General features: G+C 72.7%; 11 protein-coding genes. 9 read left to right on the top strand and 2 right to left on the bottom strand.

The annotated features are described in order from the left end of the window. Window positions 1-110 precede the first annotated feature (110 nt). From GGQ91_RS22265 to GGQ91_RS22280, 4 genes are all read left to right on the top strand, one after another. On the top strand, window positions 111-869 hold the full coding sequence (locus GGQ91_RS22265) for a PIG-L deacetylase family protein (protein ID WP_075380767.1): 759 nt from the start codon (window positions 111-113) through the stop codon (window positions 867-869). Continuing rightward, window positions 859-1488, top strand: a complete 630-nt coding sequence (locus tag GGQ91_RS22270) for a uracil-DNA glycosylase (RefSeq protein ID WP_043350466.1) — start codon at window positions 859-861, stop codon at window positions 1486-1488. The genes GGQ91_RS22265 and GGQ91_RS22270 overlap by 11 nt, the downstream gene beginning before the upstream one ends. A 151-nt stretch (window positions 1489-1639) precedes the next feature. Next, on the top strand, window positions 1640-2728 hold the full coding sequence (locus GGQ91_RS22275) for a lysylphosphatidylglycerol synthase domain-containing protein (protein ID WP_043350479.1): 1089 nt from the start codon (window positions 1640-1642) through the stop codon (window positions 2726-2728). 15 nt (window positions 2729-2743) lie between these two features. Continuing rightward, window positions 2744-4015 carry an ATP-binding protein gene (locus GGQ91_RS22280; protein WP_078947064.1) on the top strand — a complete coding sequence of 424 codons (1272 nt, stop codon included), beginning with the start codon at window positions 2744-2746 and terminating at the stop codon, window positions 4013-4015. On the opposite strand, the gene GGQ91_RS22285 is transcribed toward GGQ91_RS22280, so the two are convergent. After that, window positions 3997-4608 carry a glutathione S-transferase family protein gene (locus GGQ91_RS22285; protein WP_075380766.1) on the bottom strand — a complete coding sequence of 204 codons (612 nt, stop codon included), beginning with the start codon at window positions 4606-4608 and terminating at the stop codon, window positions 3997-3999. The genes GGQ91_RS22280 and GGQ91_RS22285 overlap by 19 nt on opposite strands. A 178-nt stretch (window positions 4609-4786) precedes the next feature. Here GGQ91_RS22285 and GGQ91_RS22290 point away from each other — a divergent pair, with 178 nt between their 5' ends. The 3 genes from GGQ91_RS22290 to GGQ91_RS22300 all read left to right on the top strand — a co-directional run bounded on the left by GGQ91_RS22290 (window position 4787) and on the right by GGQ91_RS22300 (window position 9182). Next, window positions 4787-7261: a heavy metal translocating P-type ATPase gene (locus tag GGQ91_RS22290; protein WP_182592859.1), complete on the top strand. Its 2475-nt coding sequence runs from the start codon at window positions 4787-4789 to the stop codon at window positions 7259-7261. Continuing rightward, on the top strand, window positions 7258-7731 hold the full coding sequence (gene cueR / locus GGQ91_RS22295) for a Cu(I)-responsive transcriptional regulator (RefSeq protein WP_043356871.1): 474 nt from the start codon (window positions 7258-7260) through the stop codon (window positions 7729-7731). The genes GGQ91_RS22290 and cueR overlap by 4 nt, the downstream gene beginning before the upstream one ends. A 278-nt stretch (window positions 7732-8009) precedes the next feature. Beyond that, window positions 8010-9182, top strand: coding sequence for a M20 aminoacylase family protein (locus tag GGQ91_RS22300; protein WP_043381111.1), 1173 nt, complete (start codon window positions 8010-8012; stop codon window positions 9180-9182). A 38-nt stretch (window positions 9183-9220) separates the two neighbouring features. On the opposite strand, the gene GGQ91_RS22305 is transcribed toward GGQ91_RS22300, so the two are convergent. Further along, complete coding sequence (locus tag GGQ91_RS22305; protein WP_043381109.1) at window positions 9221-10621, bottom strand: leucyl aminopeptidase family protein; 1401 nt, start codon at window positions 10619-10621, stop codon at window positions 9221-9223. A 129-nt stretch (window positions 10622-10750) separates the two neighbouring features. Here GGQ91_RS22305 and GGQ91_RS22310 point away from each other — a divergent pair, with 129 nt between their 5' ends. Then, entirely contained in the window at window positions 10751-11569 is an 819-nt protein-coding gene (locus GGQ91_RS22310; RefSeq protein ID WP_053609072.1) for a tetratricopeptide repeat protein, read from the top strand. A gap of 437 nt (window positions 11570-12006) precedes the next feature. Beyond that, on the top strand, window positions 12007-14706 hold the full coding sequence (gene acnA, locus GGQ91_RS22315; protein ID WP_043356884.1) for an aconitate hydratase AcnA: 2700 nt from the start codon (window positions 12007-12009) through the stop codon (window positions 14704-14706). The last annotated feature ends 149 nt before the right edge of the window (window positions 14707-14855 follow it).

Here is a 14855-nt window from a genome sequence, read left to right on the forward strand (position 1 = left end):
GCGCCCGCGGGGCGCAAGCCGCGAAGGCGCCCTCGCGCCGGCACTGCGCTCCGGCACCTCCGGATGAGGCTCGGGGTTGGAGCATCCCCCCAGCCGACAGGCTCTGAACCATGCCGATCGCCCTCGCCCTGTCCCCCCATCTCGATGATGCGGCCTTCTCCTGCGGCGGCCTCCTGGCGGGCCTGGCGCGGGACGGCTGGCGCGTGGTGATGGCGACCCTGTTCACCGGCAGCGTCGCCGACCCGACGGGCTTCGCCCTCGCCTGCCAGCTCGACAAGGGCTTGGCGCCGGAGGTCGACTACATGGCCCTGCGCCGGGACGAGGATGTCCGCGCCGCCGCCGCGCTCGGCATCGCGCCGCCCGTCCACCTGCAGTTCCGGGAGGCGCCGCACCGGGGCTACGGCGCGCCGCCGGAACTCTTCTCCGAGACCCGCGCCGACGACGGCATTGTGGGCGACCTCGCCCCCGCCCTGGCGGATCTGATCGCCGCCGAGCGGCCCGACCTGATCCTCGCCCCCCAGGCGATCGGCGGCCATGTCGATCACGTCCAGGCGGTCCGGGCGCTGCGCGGGCTCGCTGTGCCGTCACCGATCCTGTGGTGGCGCGATTTTCCCTACACGGTGCGGGAGGCCGCGCCGAAGGCGCCGCTGGCCGCGCTGTTCGCGGGGCTTCCCGAGCCGGTGATGCGCCTCGATCCGGAGGCGCAAGCCCGCAAGCGCGCCGCCTGCGCGGCCTATGCCAGCCAGATCGGTTTCCAGTTCGGCGGCCTGGCCGGCCTCGACGCGCGCCTCGCCCGGGAGGAGGGCCTCGAGCGCTTCCGCCTGTCCGGCCCGCTCGGCGTGTCCGTCCCCGGGCTCGATGCCGGCTGAGCCGCAGGCGCCGAGGGCCCTGGCCGATCCGGACGCCCTCGCGGCACGCCGCGCCCTGATCGGCAGCCCCCACATCGCCCCGATCCGGGCCCTCGCCGCGCGCATTGCGGCCGAGCGTGGCGCCCCGGTCCCGGCGCCCGACCCCCTGGATGGCGGCGTCGACGCCCGGATGCTGCTCCTCCTCGAGACGCCGGGCCCGGCGGTGCTGCGCACCGGCTTCGTGACCCGCGACAGCGCGAACGGCACCGCCGCGAACCTGTTCCGCTTCCTCGCCGAGGCCGGCATCGCCCGCGCCGACACGCTGATCTGGAACGCCGTCCCCTGGCTGATCCACCAGGAGGGCGCACGCAACCGCGCGCCCCGCCGCGCCGAGGTCGCGGCCGCCGCGCCCTATCTGGCCCCGCTCCTCGACCTCCTGCCGCGCCTCGCCGTGGCGGTGCTGGCCGGCCGCTTCGCCGGCGAGGCGGCGCCGGCGCTCGCGGTGCTCCGCCCCGACCTGCCGGTCATCCGGGTGCCGCATCCGAGTCCGACCTATGTCTGCACCGCGCCGGAGGTGCCGGCCCGGATCCGGCGGGGCCTCGCCGAGGCGGCGGCGCGGCTCGGGCGGATGCCCGGCTGAGGATAGAACGCCTGTCCCGGCGGCCGCTTCCCTGGTCTTGGGCGCCGGTTCGGCCTACATGCGGGGCAACGGGCCGCGGTCCGGGAGTTTCCGGCTCGGGCTGACGGCCTTCGGCCGGGCCGCGCAGCCGGAAGGGCGGACGCCGATCGGCATGAATTTTCAGGGACAGCACCGGAGCCCGGCCGAGCCGGTCGAGCCGGTTGAGCACGATGCCGCCGCGGACGCGAAGCGGAAGGTCCGGCGCAGCCGCTATGCCTGGATCGGCACGGGCGCCAGCATCGTGCTGTTCGCGGTCTCCCTCGGCGTCCTGTGGAAGCTCGTCCAGAGCGTGAGCTGGGCGGAGGTGCGCAGCGCCATCGCGGCCGCGACCGCCGAGCAGCTCGGGCTCGCCTTCCTGTTCGTCGGCGTCAGCTACGTGTTCCTCACCGGCTACGACGCGCTGGCCCTGCGCCAGCTCAAGATCAAGGTGCCGTACCGGATCACCGCGCTCGCCTCGTTCACGAGCTATGCGGTGAGCTTCACCCTCGGTTTCCCGCTGCTCACCGCCGGCACGATCCGCTACTGGATCTATGCCCGGCAGGGCCTGTCCACCGCCAAGATCGCGGCTCTGACCGTGATCGCCGGCTTCACCTTCTGGCTCGGCATGGGCGTGGTGCTGGGTCTGAGCCTGATCATCGAGGCGGGCCAGCTCGCCGGGCTCGCCTTCACGTCGATCCGGATCAACCAGGGCGTCGGCCTCGCGGCGCTCGCCCTCGTGCTCGGCTACCTCGCCTGGGTCTCGGCCAAGAAGCGCAGCATCACCGTCAAGCACTGGCGCCTGGAACTGCCCGGGGCCTCCGTCTCCATCGGCCAGATGATCGTCGGGATCGGCGACGTCTGCGCGGCGGCGGCCGTGCTCTACGTGCTGCTGCCGCAGGAGACGACGCTCGGCTTCACCACCTTCCTGGCGATCTACGTGCTCGCCGCCATGCTGGGCATCGCGTCGAACGCCCCCGGCGGCATCGGGGTGTTCGAGGCGACCGTCCTGCTCGCCCTGTCGAGCCTGCCGCGCAACGAGGTGCTGACCTCGCTGCTGCTGTTCCGGGGCTGCTACTACGTCGTCCCGTTCGTGACCGCCCTGGCGATGCTCGGCCTGTACGAGATCGTCAAGCGGGCGGGCGGCGCACGCGATCCGGGGCCTCCGGAGGGCACGGCCGGCCCGTCCGGCCGGGCGTGGCGCGACGAGTCCGAAACCCGCTGATCCGCCGCGCCTGCCATGTCCGGTCGCCTGCGCAGCTCCCCCGCCTGGACCGGCGCCGCGATCGCCGCGGGCCTGCTCGGGCTCGCCACCGCGCTGGCCGGGCGGCTCGATCTCCCGCTGATCCTGACCGGGCTCGTGGCCGTCTGCCTGGGCGGCTGGCTCGGCGGCCGCGGCCGCGAGGCCCCGGTGCCGCGTCCGGCTGCAACCACGCAGCGCCACGCCGTCGCCGAGGCGCTCCTGGCCCACGTGCCGGATCCGGTGATCCTGGTGGACCGGCGCACCCTGGTGGTGGAGGCGAACCCCGCCGCCCGGGCCCTCCTGCCGGCCCTGCACCACGCCCGGCCCCTGTCCTTTGCGCTCCGCGACCCGGAGGTCCTCGACGGCGTCGAGGCGGTGCTGAGTTCCGGCCTGCCGCGCCGCGTCGCGCTGTCGACCCGGGTGCCCCTGGAGCGGACCTTCGAGGTCCAGATCGGCGCCCTGCCGATGCCCGACGGATCCGGCGTCAGCGCGCTGCTGTTCCTGCGCGACCTCACCTCGGCCCGGCGTCTGGAGGCCATGCGGGTCGACTTCGTCGCCAATGCGAGCCACGAGCTGCGCACGCCGCTGGCCACCCTGATCGGCTTCATCGAGACCCTGCAGGGCCCCGCCCGCGATGACGCGCAGGCCCGGGAGCGCTTCCTGGAGATCATGCGCGTCCAGGCCCTGCGCATGACCCGGCTGATCGACGATCTGCTGTCGCTGTCGCGGATCGAGCTGCGGGAGCACGTGGCCCCCACCGCCGTGGTCGATCTCGCGGCGCTGGCCCGCCAGATGGTCGACGCCCAGGGGCCGCCCGCCGAGGCGCGGGGCGCCACGATCCGCCTGGAGGAGGGCGCCGGCCCCTTCGCGGTCCCCGGCGATTCCGACGAGCTCGCCCGGGTGATCGAGAACCTGATCGAGAACGCCGTCAAATACGGCGGCGGCCGGATCAGCGTCGGGCTCGCCCGCGAGGACGATCCGCGGCTCGGGCCCCGGATCGTCCTGTCCGTGGTCGATGACGGGCCGGGCATCCCGCCCGAGCACATCCCGCGGCTCACGGAGCGCTTCTACCGGGTCGACGTCGCGTCGAGCCGCGCCCGCGGGGGCACGGGCCTGGGGCTCGCCATCGTCAAGCACAGCCTCAACCGCCACCGCGGACGCATCGCCATCGAGAGCGCGGTGGGGGAGGGGACCACCGTGCGGGTCAGCCTGCCGGAATACGGCACCGCCGCGCTGCCGCCCCCGGCCGATCAGGCCGGCCCGGCATAGGGGCCGATCCCGAGGCCGTCCTCGACGCGCCCGATCCAGGCGCGGATGGCCCCGTAGCCCGCGAGGTCGAAGCCGCCCTCATGGGCCATGCGGGTGTAGGCGACGAGCGCCACATCGGCGAGGGTCAGGGCCTCGCCCGCCAGGAAGGCGGAACAGGCCAGCGTCCGCTCCATCAGCCTCAGGGCGTCGGCGCCGCGCTCGGCGAGCTTCGGGTCGAGATCCTCCGGCGCCCGCTTGAGGTAATGGAGCTGGTAGCGGCGGACCGCGATGTAGGGCTCGTGGCTGTACTGCTCCCAGAACATCCACTGCAGCATCCGGGCACGGGGCAGGGCCGCTTCAGGGATCAGCGCGGAGCCTTCCGCGAGATAGACGATGATCGCGTTCGACTCCGACAGCACGGCGCCGTCGGGCAGGACGACGATCGGCACCCGCCCGGCGGGGTTCAGGGCCAGGAATTCCGGCGTGCGGGTCCCGCCGCCCGGGACATCCACATCGCGCCAGACCGCCGGGATGCCGAGATGGGCCGCGACCCACTTGACCTTGAGGCAGTTCCCGGAGCCCGGGTCGCCATAGATCGTCAGCGGTTCGCTCATCCGCGCCCTCGTCGCTCCGGCATGCGGGAAGCTTGGCCGGGCACGAGCGATTCGACAACGGGCGAAGCGGCTCGCCATCGCCCGGATCTGTCCGATATCCGGCCCGCGCGCCCTTGACCTTCCTATGATGGGAAGCCCCATCTGACCCGGCATGGATGCTTCGAACCGGATCACCGCCATGTCGAAATCCGTCGCCCTGACCCTGCCCGTCACGGGCATGTCCTGCGCCTCCTGCGTCGGCCGCGTGGAGCGCGCCCTCGCGGCGCTGCCCGGCACCCGGGACGTGGCGGTGAACCTCGCCACCCAGCGCGCCAGCCTCGTCCTCGATGGGGGCACGAGCCCGGGCGAGGTCGCGATGGCGCTGGCGGAGGCCGGCTACCCCGTCCCCGAGACGCAGAGCCTGCTGGCCGTGGACGGGATGTCCTGCGCGAGCTGCGTGGGCCGCGTCGAGCGGGCGCTGGCCGCCGTGCCGGGGGTGACCGGAGCCAGCGTCAACCTCGCCGCCGGACGGGCCGCGATCCGGCATCCCGAGGGCGTCGTGTCGATGGACGATCTGGTGACGGCCGTGGCGGCGGCCGGCTACGACGCCCGCCCGGTCGAGGCCGGCCAGCCGGCCGACCCGTCGGCCCGTCAGGCGGAGGAGGGCCGCGCCCTGCGCCGCGACCTGATCGCGGCCGCCGTGCTCTCGGCGCCCGTCGTCGCCCTCGACATGGGCGGCCACCTTCTTCCCGGGCTGCATGGCGGCCCGGTGACGGCCCTGGTCCAGGCGATCCTCGCCACCCTGGTCCTCGCAGGCCCGGGACGCCGCTTCTTCCTGCGCGGCGTCCCGGGCCTGCTGCGCGGCCATCCCGACATGAACGCCCTGGTCGCCCTCGGGGCCGGGGCCGCCTACCTGTACTCGCTGGTCTCGACCCTGGCGCCCGACCTCCTGCCGGCGGGGGCCGCGCACCTCTACTTCGAGGCGAGCGTCCTGATCGTCACGCTGATCCTGCTCGGCCGGACCCTGGAGGCCCGGGCCAAGGGGCGGACCGGCCAGGCGATCGCCCGGCTGATGGACCTGACCCCGAAGACCGCCCGGATCGTCCGCGACGGCGCCGAGACCGAGGTGCCCCTCGACGCCCTGCGCCTCGGCGACGTCGTCCGGGTGCGTCCGGGCGAGCGGGTGGCGGCGGACGGCGCCGTGGTCTCCGGGACCAGCCATGTCGACGAGAGCATGGTGACCGGCGAGCCTGCGCCGGTGCGCAAGGGGCCGGGCGATTCCGTGGTCGGCGGCACCCTCAACGGCCGCGGCAGCCTCGACCTGCGGGTCGAGGCCGTGGGCGGCGCCACCGTGGTCGCGCAGATCGCCGCCCTGGTGGAGCGCGCCCAGAGCGGCAAGCTGCCGATCCAGGCCCTGGTCGACCGCGTCACGGGACGGTTCGTGCCGGCGGTGATCGGGATCGCCGCGGCGACCTTCCTGGCGTGGCTGCTCCTGGCGCCCGCCCCTTCGCTGGGGCCGGCCCTGGTCAACGCCGTGGCGGTGCTGATCATCGCCTGCCCCTGCGCCATGGGTCTGGCGACGCCCACCGCCATCATGGTCGGCACCGGACGCGCGGCGGCGCGCGGCGTGCTGTTCCGCGACGGCGCCGCGCTCCAGGGCCTGCGCGACGTGCGGGTCGTGGCCCTCGACAAGACCGGTACCCTGACCGAGGGCCGCCCCCGGCTCACCGAGATTGTGCCGGCTCCGGGCATCGCCGAGGCCGAGGCCCTGGCCCTCGCGGCCGCGCTGGAGACCCGCTCCGAGCACCCGCTGGCCGGCGCCGTGGTGGCGGCCGCCCGCGACCGCGGCCTCGCCATGCCCGAGCCGGACCGCTTCGAGGCAGTGGCGGGCTTCGGAATCTCCGGACGGGTCGCGGGCCGGGCCGTGGCTGTCGGCGCCCCGCGCTACCTGGAACGGCTCGACGTCGCCCTGAACCCGGATCTCGCCGCCCGCGCCGAGACGCTGGCCAGCCAGGGCCGCAGCCCGGTCCACCTCGTCCTCGACGGCCGCCATGCCGCGATCCTGGCGGTGGCCGATCCTGTGAAGGCGGGGGCCCGTGCGGCCGTGGCGGCCCTGAAGGCGCGCGGCCTCGTGGTGGCGATGGTCACGGGCGACGACCCCGTCACCGCCGCCGGCGTGGCGCGGAGCCTCGGCATCGACGCGGTGGCCGCCGGGGTATTGCCCGGCGGGAAGGTCGAGGCTGTCCAGCGGTTCCGGGCCGAGCACGGGCCGGTGGCCTTCGTGGGCGACGGCATCAACGACGCGCCGGCGCTGGCGGAGGCCGATGTCGGGCTGGCCATCGGCACCGGCACCGACATCGCGGTCGAGAGCGCCGACGTGGTGCTGATGTCGGGCGACCTGGAGGCCCTGGTCGAGGCCCTGGCGCTGTCGCGGGCGGTGATGGCCAACATCCGCCAGAACCTGTTCTGGGCCTTCGCCTACAACGCCGCCTTGATCCCGGTGGCGGCCGGCGTGCTGGTGCCGTTCGGCGGCCCGGCCCTGTCGCCGATCCTGGCCGCGGGCGCCATGGCGTTTTCCAGCGTGTTCGTCCTCGGCAATGCTCTGCGGCTGCGCCGGGCCGGCGGACGGCCCGCGGCCGGCGCGGCGCCCGCGCTCAACGCGAGGGCGGCATGAGCGCGGCGAGTCTGACGATCGGCGAGGCGGCGCGCCGCACCGGCGTCTCGGCCAAGATGATCCGCTGGTACGAGGCGACCGGCCTGCTGCCGCCGGCCGCGCGGTCCGAATCCGGCTACCGCCATTACGGCGACGCCGACCTCCACACGCTCCGCTTCATCCGCCGCGCCCGCGACCTCGGCTTCAGCGTCGACGCGATCGCGGATCTGCTGGCGCTCTGGCGCGACCGCGCCCGGCCGAGCGCCGGGGTGAAGGCGATCGCGCAGGAGCAGATCGCCGATCTGCGCCGCCGCATCGCCGAGATGGAGGGGATGGCGCGGACGCTGGAGCATCTGGCGGAGGCCTGCTGCGGCGACGAGAGGCCGGATTGCCCGATCCTCGACGATCTCGCCGCGGACGACCATCCGCCCGAACCACGGCGGCGCAGCCGCGGGCTGGCGGGGCGGGGACCGGCGCGGGGGGCGGCCTGAGCGGACCGGAAGGCGCACTGGGCCGCCGGCGGAGGCTCGGTGGCGCGCCACGATCCCGGCTCGCCTCCCTCTCAGAACGGGGCGATCCGTTGAATCCCCCTGCGAGGTCTGTGCGCGGCGCTCGCGGATCGGGTGGTTGATCCGGACGGCCGGGCTCTGCGCGTCGTCCGGATCGGGCCCTGAGCGCCGCGCATGCGCCAAGCGCGGCCGTTGACGGCGGCGCTGGCCCCGGCTTTGCTGGTCCGGCCCACCCCAAAGGCCACGAAAGCCCCGACCCGATGCCCGTCCTCGAACGGATCCGCGACTTCGCCGACACGATGACGGCGTGGCGGCACGACCTGCACGCCCATCCCGAGCTGCTCTACGATGTCACCCGCACCGCCGGCTTCGTGGCCGAGACGCTGCGGTCCTTCGGCTGCGACGAGGTGGTCACCGGCATCGGCCGCACCGGGGTGGTCGGCGTGATCCGGGGCAAGGGCTGCGCCTCCAACCGCGCCATCGGCCTGCGCGCCGACATGGATGCCCTGCCGATCCAGGAGGTGCGCGACCTGCCCTACCGCTCCACCGTGCCGGGCAAGATGCACGCCTGCGGCCATGACGGGCACACGACCATGCTCCTCGGCGCCGCCAAGTACCTCTCTGAGACCCGGGACTTCGACGGGGCGGCCGTGCTGATCTTCCAGCCCGCCGAGGAGGGCGGGGGCGGCGGCGAAGCCATGGTCGAGGACGGCCTGATGGAGCGGTTCGGCGTCGAGTCGGTCTACGGGATGCACAACATCCCCGGCATGGCGATCGGCACCTTCGCGATCCGCCCGGGGCCGATCATGGCCTCCACCGACCGCTTCACCGTGACCATCGAGGGGCGGGGCGGGCACGCGGCGCTCCCGCAGAACGCCATCGACAGCGTGCTCGTGTCGAGCCACGTGATCATCGCCCTGCAGAGCATCGTGTCGCGCAACCTCGACCCGGTGCAGCAGGCGGTGGTCTCGGTCTGTGCGCTCGAGGCCGGCGAGGCCTTCAACGTCTTGCCGCAGACCGTGACCATGCGCGGCACCATGCGCACGCTGTCCCAGGCGGTGCGCAGCCAGATCAAGGGACGGATCGAGACCCTCGTGGCCGACATCGCCGGCGGCTTCGGCGCCCGCGGCCGGGTCGAGTACGGATCGAGCTATCCGGTCACCGAGAACCATCCCGCCGAGACCGACTTCATGGCCGATGTCGCCGAGGCCCTGGTGGGGCGAGAGAACGTCGATCGCGCGGTGGCGCCGATGATGACCGCGGAGGATTTCTCCTACATGCTCGGCCGCCGCCCCGGCGCCTACATGTTCATCGGCAACGGCGACAGCGCCTCGCTCCATCACCCGCATTACGATTTCAACGACGCGGCCGCGCCGTACGGGGCTTCCCTGTGGGCGCGCCTGATCGAGACCGGCTTGCCGCTCACCGCCTGAGCGCGCGCCCCGCCGTCCCGACCCTCGCGGAGGCCGGATCAGCCCCCGTAGCGCGTCTTGAGCAGCGTGTAGGTCAGCCGCGCGGTCTGAACCTCGCCGCCCTCGGGCCGCCCGGGCTTGGTGGAGGGGTTCCAGCCGTAGAGATCGAAATGGCCGTGCGCCTTGGTGTTGGGTGCGAAGCGGCGCAGGAACAGGGCCGCGGTGATCGCCCCCGCGAACGGCCCGCCGGACACGTTGTTGAGGTCGGCCACCTTGGAGTCGAGGAGGCTCGCGTAGGGCGCGTGCAGCGGCATGCGCCAGACCGGATCGATCGCCGCCCGGCCGGCCTGTGCCACCGCTTCGGCTAGCGCATCGTCCTCCGTGAAGAAGGCCGGCAGGTCCGGCCCGAGGGCCACCCGGGCGGCGCCGGTGAGGGTCGAGAAGTCGAGGATCAGGTCGGGGGAGTCCGCGTCCGCGAGGGCGAGCGCGTCGGCCAGGATCAGCCGGCCTTCCGCATCGGTGTTGCCGATCTCGACGCTGAGCCCGGCCCGGCTCGGCAGCACGTCGCCGGGGCGGAAGGCGTTGCCCGATACGGCGTTCTCCACTGCGGTGATCAGCAGGCGCAGGCGCAGGCGCAGGCGCGCGCCCATGACCATGTCGGCGGCGGCCAGCGCTGCGGCGGCCCCGCCCATGTCCTTCTTCATCAGCAGCATCGCGGCCGACGGCTTGATGTCGAGGCCGCCGGTGTCGAAGGCCACCCCCTTGCCGACCAGGGTCACGCGCGGCGCATCCGCCGGCCCCCAGGTCAGGTCGATGAGCCGTGGCGCCCGGGGCGAGGCGGCGCCCACCGCGTGGATCAGGGGATACTCCGTGGCGAGCGCCTCGCCCTGCGTGACGGTGACGGAGGCGCCGTGGCGCGCGCCGAGCGTCCGGGCCGCCGCCTCGATCTCGGCGGGGCCGAGATCGTTGGCCGGCGTGTTGACGAGATCGCGGCCCATCGCCACCGCGGCGGCGATCCGCTCCACCTCGGCCGCGTCGATGCCGGCCGGCGCCACGAGCCGGGCCTGGCTCCCGCCGCCGGAGCGGTAGCGGCCGAAGCGGTAGCTCCCCATCAGCCAGGCGAGCGCCGCCTCGGTGGGCTCGGGCGCGTCGTCCAGCCGGAACACGCCCTCCGGCAGCAGCCCCGGCAGCTTGCCGACGAGCAGCCGGTCGTGGGCCGCCGCCTCCGGATCGCCGAGGCCGAACAGAACCCGCGCGAGGCTGCCGTCGGGGCCGGGCAGCAGTGCGAGGCCGCCCGCCTTGGGCTTGAAGCCGATGGCCCGGGCGAAGCTCCGCTGGGTCGGTTCCAGGCCGGCTTCGACCTTTGCCCAGCTCCCGGTCGTGACCAGGCTCACCGGCACGGCCTGCGTGTCGCCGGGCAGGAGCCCGAGGGTCGTCGCCGGAATCTCGGCCTGGGTCATGTGCCTCTCGCATGCCGTCCCGACGGGCGGCTTAACCGGTGGTTAGGGTTAACGCTCTATCACCGGCCGGCCGGGAGCGTGAAGCGCGTGCCATCGCATCCAGGCCAGATGCCGGCGGAGCGTACCATGATGACGGCCCTGATCCGGGTCACACGATCCCAGGCCAATGCCGGTGGCCGCGCCGCTCTGGTGGCGGCCGTCGTCGCGCTGGGGCTTGCCGGCTGCAACACCCGCTCTCCGGAAACGACCGGCTCGATCGGCTCGCTCGGGGGCACACCGGCCGCCGCCGCGGTGCCCGCGCGACAGGACATCGACCGGCTGGCCGAGCGGTTCAACGCCGATCCCACCGACGGCCGCACGGCGATCGCCTATGCCCGCGCCCTGCGGGCCACCGATCAGATCAGCCAGGCCTCGGCGGTGCTGCAGCAGGCGGCCCTGCGCAACCCGCGCGACCGGGTCCTCCTCGGCGCCTACGGCAAGTCGCTGGTCGAGGCGGGCCGATTCCGCGAGGCGATCGACGTGCTCGCCAACGCGCATACGCCCGCCAATCCCGACTGGCGCATCCTGTCGGCACAGGGCTCGGCCTCCGCCCAGCTCGGCGAGCAGGAGCGTGCGCAGAGCTTCTACGAGGCCGCCCTCAAGATCCGGCCGAACGAGCCCTCGCTCCTGTCCAATCTCGGCCTGTCCTACGCGCTGTCGCGCAATCTCGATCTCGCGGAGCAGACACTCCGGCAGGCCGCCGACCAGCCCGGCGCCGACGCGCGGGTGCGGGCGAATCTCGCCATGGTCCTGGGCCTCAAAGGCCGCTTCGCCGATGCCGAGGCGGTCCTGCGCCGCGACATGAGCCCCGAGGAGGCGGCCACGAACGTCGCTTCCCTGCGCCGGCTCGCGGCCCAGCCCAATCGGCCCAAGTCGCTGTCCGGCCTGGGGGCGCCGGGCCAGGGGTGACGCGACGGCCCATCGGCCTGATACTTCGGTCCGATCTGCGCCGAAACCCGTGGCGGCCGGTCACCCCGCCGGTCCGGGCCCGCCCTCAGTGTTCGCGACCGACGATGCACCCGACGCAGAGGTCGCCTGACCCCATGCGCGGAACGGGACGGCGCACGCACCCGCTCACCGCCCTCGTGCCCGCTCCGCACCGTGCCCGACAGGAAAACGCACCTGTCACGACGACCCGGTAGCGGCCAGATTCGAAAAGTTCTATATCCCTCCCCGGCTGCGCCGCGCGGCATCACGGGCGTCCAAATCGCCCCCGCGCATCGTCCTGCCCGGGCACTCCCGGGGCGGCGCGCGCCCGTCGGGCGCTACACAGGCCGAACACGGATCTCGTAGCGCAGGTCTTGCCTGCGCGTGTTCGACAACCCGCAGCGAGGATAGAACCAGCCGTGCCCTCACTCGACAGCTTCAAGGCCCGCCAGACGCTCGAAGCCGGCGGCAAGACCTACACCTACTATTCCATTCCCGCGGCCGAGAAGAACGGCCTCGCCTCGGCCACCGCGCTGCCCTTCTCAATGAAGGTGATCCTGGAGAACCTGCTGCGCTGCGAGGACGACCGCTCGGTCAAGAAGGCCGACATCGCGGCCGCCGTCGGCTGGCTCGACCAGAAGGGCAAGGCCGAGGTCGAGATCGCGTTCCGCCCCGCCCGTGTGCTGATGCAGGACTTCACCGGCGTGCCGGCGGTGGTCGACCTCGCCGCCATGCGCGACGCCATGGTGGCGCTGGGCGGCGACCCGCAGAAGATCAACCCGCTGGTGCCGGTGGACCTCGTCATCGACCACTCGGTGATCGTCGACGAGTTCGGCACCCCGAAGGCGCTCGCCGACAACGTTGCCCTGGAATACTCGCGCAACGGCGAGCGCTACACCTTCCTGAAGTGGGGCCAGTCGGCCTTCGACAACTTCTCCGTGGTCCCGCCGGGCACCGGCATCTGCCACCAGGTGAACCTGGAATACCTCGCCCAGACCGTCTGGACGAAGTCCGAGGACGGGTCCGAGGTGGCCTATCCCGATTCGCTGGTCGGCACCGATTCGCACACCACCATGGTCAACGGCATGGCCGTGCTGGGTTGGGGCGTCGGCGGCATCGAGGCCGAGGCGGCCATGCTCGGCCAGCCGCTGTCGATGCTGATCCCCGAGGTCGTGGGCTTCAAGCTGTCGGGCAAGCTGCCCGAGGGCACCACCGCCACCGACCTCGTGCTCACCGTCACCCAGATGCTGCGCAAGAAGGGCGTGGTCGGCAAGTTCGTGGAGTTCTACGGCCCCGGCCTCGACGACATGGCGGTCGCCGACCGGGCCACGATCTCCAACATGGCTCCGGAATACGGCGCCACCTGCGGCTTCTTCCCGATCGACCAGAAGACCATCGACTTCCTGAAGGTCACCGGCCGCTCCGACGACCGGATCGCCCTGGTGGAGGCCTACGCCAAGGCGCAGGGCATGTGGCGCGACGCCCAGACCCCCGATCCGGTCTTCACCGACACGCTGGAACTCGACATGGGCGAGGTGCGGCCCTCGCTCGCCGGCCCGAAGCGCCCGCAGGACCGGGTGCTGCTCGACGGCGCCAAGCCGGGCTTCGCCGGCTCGATGGAGACCGAGTTCAAGAAGGCCGCCGACATCGCGCGCCGCTACCCCGTCGAGGGCACGAACTTCGACCTCGGGCACGGCGACGTGGTGATCGCGGCGATCACAAGCTGCACCAACACGTCGAATCCCTCGGTGATGATCGGCGCCGGGCTTCTGGCTCGCAATGCGGTGGCCAAGGGCCTGCGCTCCAAGCCGTGGGTGAAGACTTCGCTCGCGCCCGGATCGCAGGTGGTCGGTGAATATCTCGAAAAATCCGGCCTGCAGGACCCCCTCGATGCGCTCGGCTTCAACCTCGTGGGCTTCGGCTGCACGACCTGCATCGGCAATTCCGGCCCGCTGCCGGAGGCGATCTCCAAGGCCATCAACGACAATGACATCGTGGCCGCGGCGGTGCTCTCGGGCAACCGCAACTTCGAGGGCCGCGTGAACCCCGACGTGCGGGCGAACTACCTCGCTTCGCCGCCCCTCGTGGTCGCCTACGCGCTGGCCGGCTCGATGCAGATCGACATCACCACCGAGCCCCTCGGCCTGGGCTCGGACGGCAAGCCGGTCTACCTCAAGGACATCTGGCCGTCCTCGGCGGAGGTGCAGCAGTTCATCGAGGAGAACATCACCTCGGCGCTGTTCAAGTCCCGCTACGCGGACGTGTTCGGCGGCGACCAGAACTGGAAGGACGTCGAGGTCACCGAGGCCGAGACCTTCGCGTGGAACCCGGGCTCCACCTACGTGCAGAACCCGCCCTACTTCGTCGGCATGGAGAAGACCCCGAAGCCGGTCGAGGACATCGCGGATGCCCGGATCCTCGGCCTGTTCCTCGACTCGATCACCACCGACCACATCTCGCCCGCCGGCAACATCCGCGCGGCCTCGCCGGCCGGCGAGTACCTGCAGTCGCATCAGGTGCGCGTGCAGGACTTCAACCAGTACGGCACGCGGCGCGGCAACCACGAGGTGATGATGCGGGGCACCTTCGCCAACATCCGCATCAAGAACCAGATGGTGAAGGACGCCTCCGGCGGCGTGGTCGAGGGCGGGTGGACGCACTTCCAGCCCTCCGGCGAGAAGATGTTCATCTACGACGCGGCGATGAAATACGCCGAGCAGGGCACGCCGCTCGTCATCTTCGCCGGCAAAGAGTACGGCACCGGCTCGTCGCGCGACTGGGCGGCGAAGGGCACGAAGCTGCTGGGCGTCCGCGCCGTAGTGGCCGAGAGCTTCGAGCGCATCCACCGCTCGAACCTCGTCGGCATGGGCGTGGTGCCGCTGGTCTTCCAGGGCGACACGAGCTGGCAGTCGCTGGGCCTGAAGGGTGACGAGACCGTCACCATCAAGGGCCTCGCCGGCGAATTGAAGCCCCGCCAGACGCTCACCGCGGAGATCAAGTCCGCCGACGGTTCGGTGAAGCAGGTCCCGCTGACCTGCCGGATCGATACCCTCGACGAGCTGGAATACTTCCGCAACGGCGGCATCCTGCCCTACGTGCTGCGCTCGCTCGCGGCCTGACCATGCACCGGGCGGTCCTCGGGCCGCCCCCGCGACCGATGAGGCGGCGTCCCCCGGGCGCCGCCTTATTTGTTTCTCAGGGCGATCATTTCGCTTGCGCACAACCTTGTTTCGCGCGCGTGTCGCCCCATAACCGGGCTTCCGCATCC

It is taken from the genome of Methylobacterium fujisawaense (assembly GCF_014138435.1).
Lineage (GTDB): Bacteria > Pseudomonadota > Alphaproteobacteria > Rhizobiales > Beijerinckiaceae > Methylobacterium > Methylobacterium fujisawaense.

Bases quoted from the DNA above. Each gene is read 5' to 3' on its own strand.
- GGQ91_RS22265 (WP_075380767.1), top strand. From the start codon at position 111: ATGCCGATCGCCCTCGCCCTGTCCCCCCATCTCGATGATGCGGCCTTC.
- GGQ91_RS22270 (WP_043350466.1), top strand. From the start codon at position 859: ATGCCGGCTGAGCCGCAGGCGCCGAGGGCCCTGGCCGATCCGGACGCC.
- GGQ91_RS22275 (WP_043350479.1), top strand. From the start codon at position 1,640: ATGAATTTTCAGGGACAGCACCGGAGCCCGGCCGAGCCGGTCGAGCCG.
- GGQ91_RS22280 (WP_078947064.1), top strand. From the start codon at position 2,744: ATGTCCGGTCGCCTGCGCAGCTCCCCCGCCTGGACCGGCGCCGCGATC.
- GGQ91_RS22285 (WP_075380766.1), bottom strand. From the start codon at position 4,608: ATGAGCGAACCGCTGACGATCTATGGCGACCCGGGCTCCGGGAACTGC.
- GGQ91_RS22290 (WP_182592859.1), top strand. From the start codon at position 4,787: ATGTCGAAATCCGTCGCCCTGACCCTGCCCGTCACGGGCATGTCCTGC.
- cueR (WP_043356871.1), top strand. From the start codon at position 7,258: ATGAGCGCGGCGAGTCTGACGATCGGCGAGGCGGCGCGCCGCACCGGC.
- GGQ91_RS22300 (WP_043381111.1), top strand. From the start codon at position 8,010: ATGCCCGTCCTCGAACGGATCCGCGACTTCGCCGACACGATGACGGCG.
- GGQ91_RS22305 (WP_043381109.1), bottom strand. From the start codon at position 10,621: ATGACCCAGGCCGAGATTCCGGCGACGACCCTCGGGCTCCTGCCCGGC.
- GGQ91_RS22310 (WP_053609072.1), top strand. From the start codon at position 10,751: ATGACGGCCCTGATCCGGGTCACACGATCCCAGGCCAATGCCGGTGGC.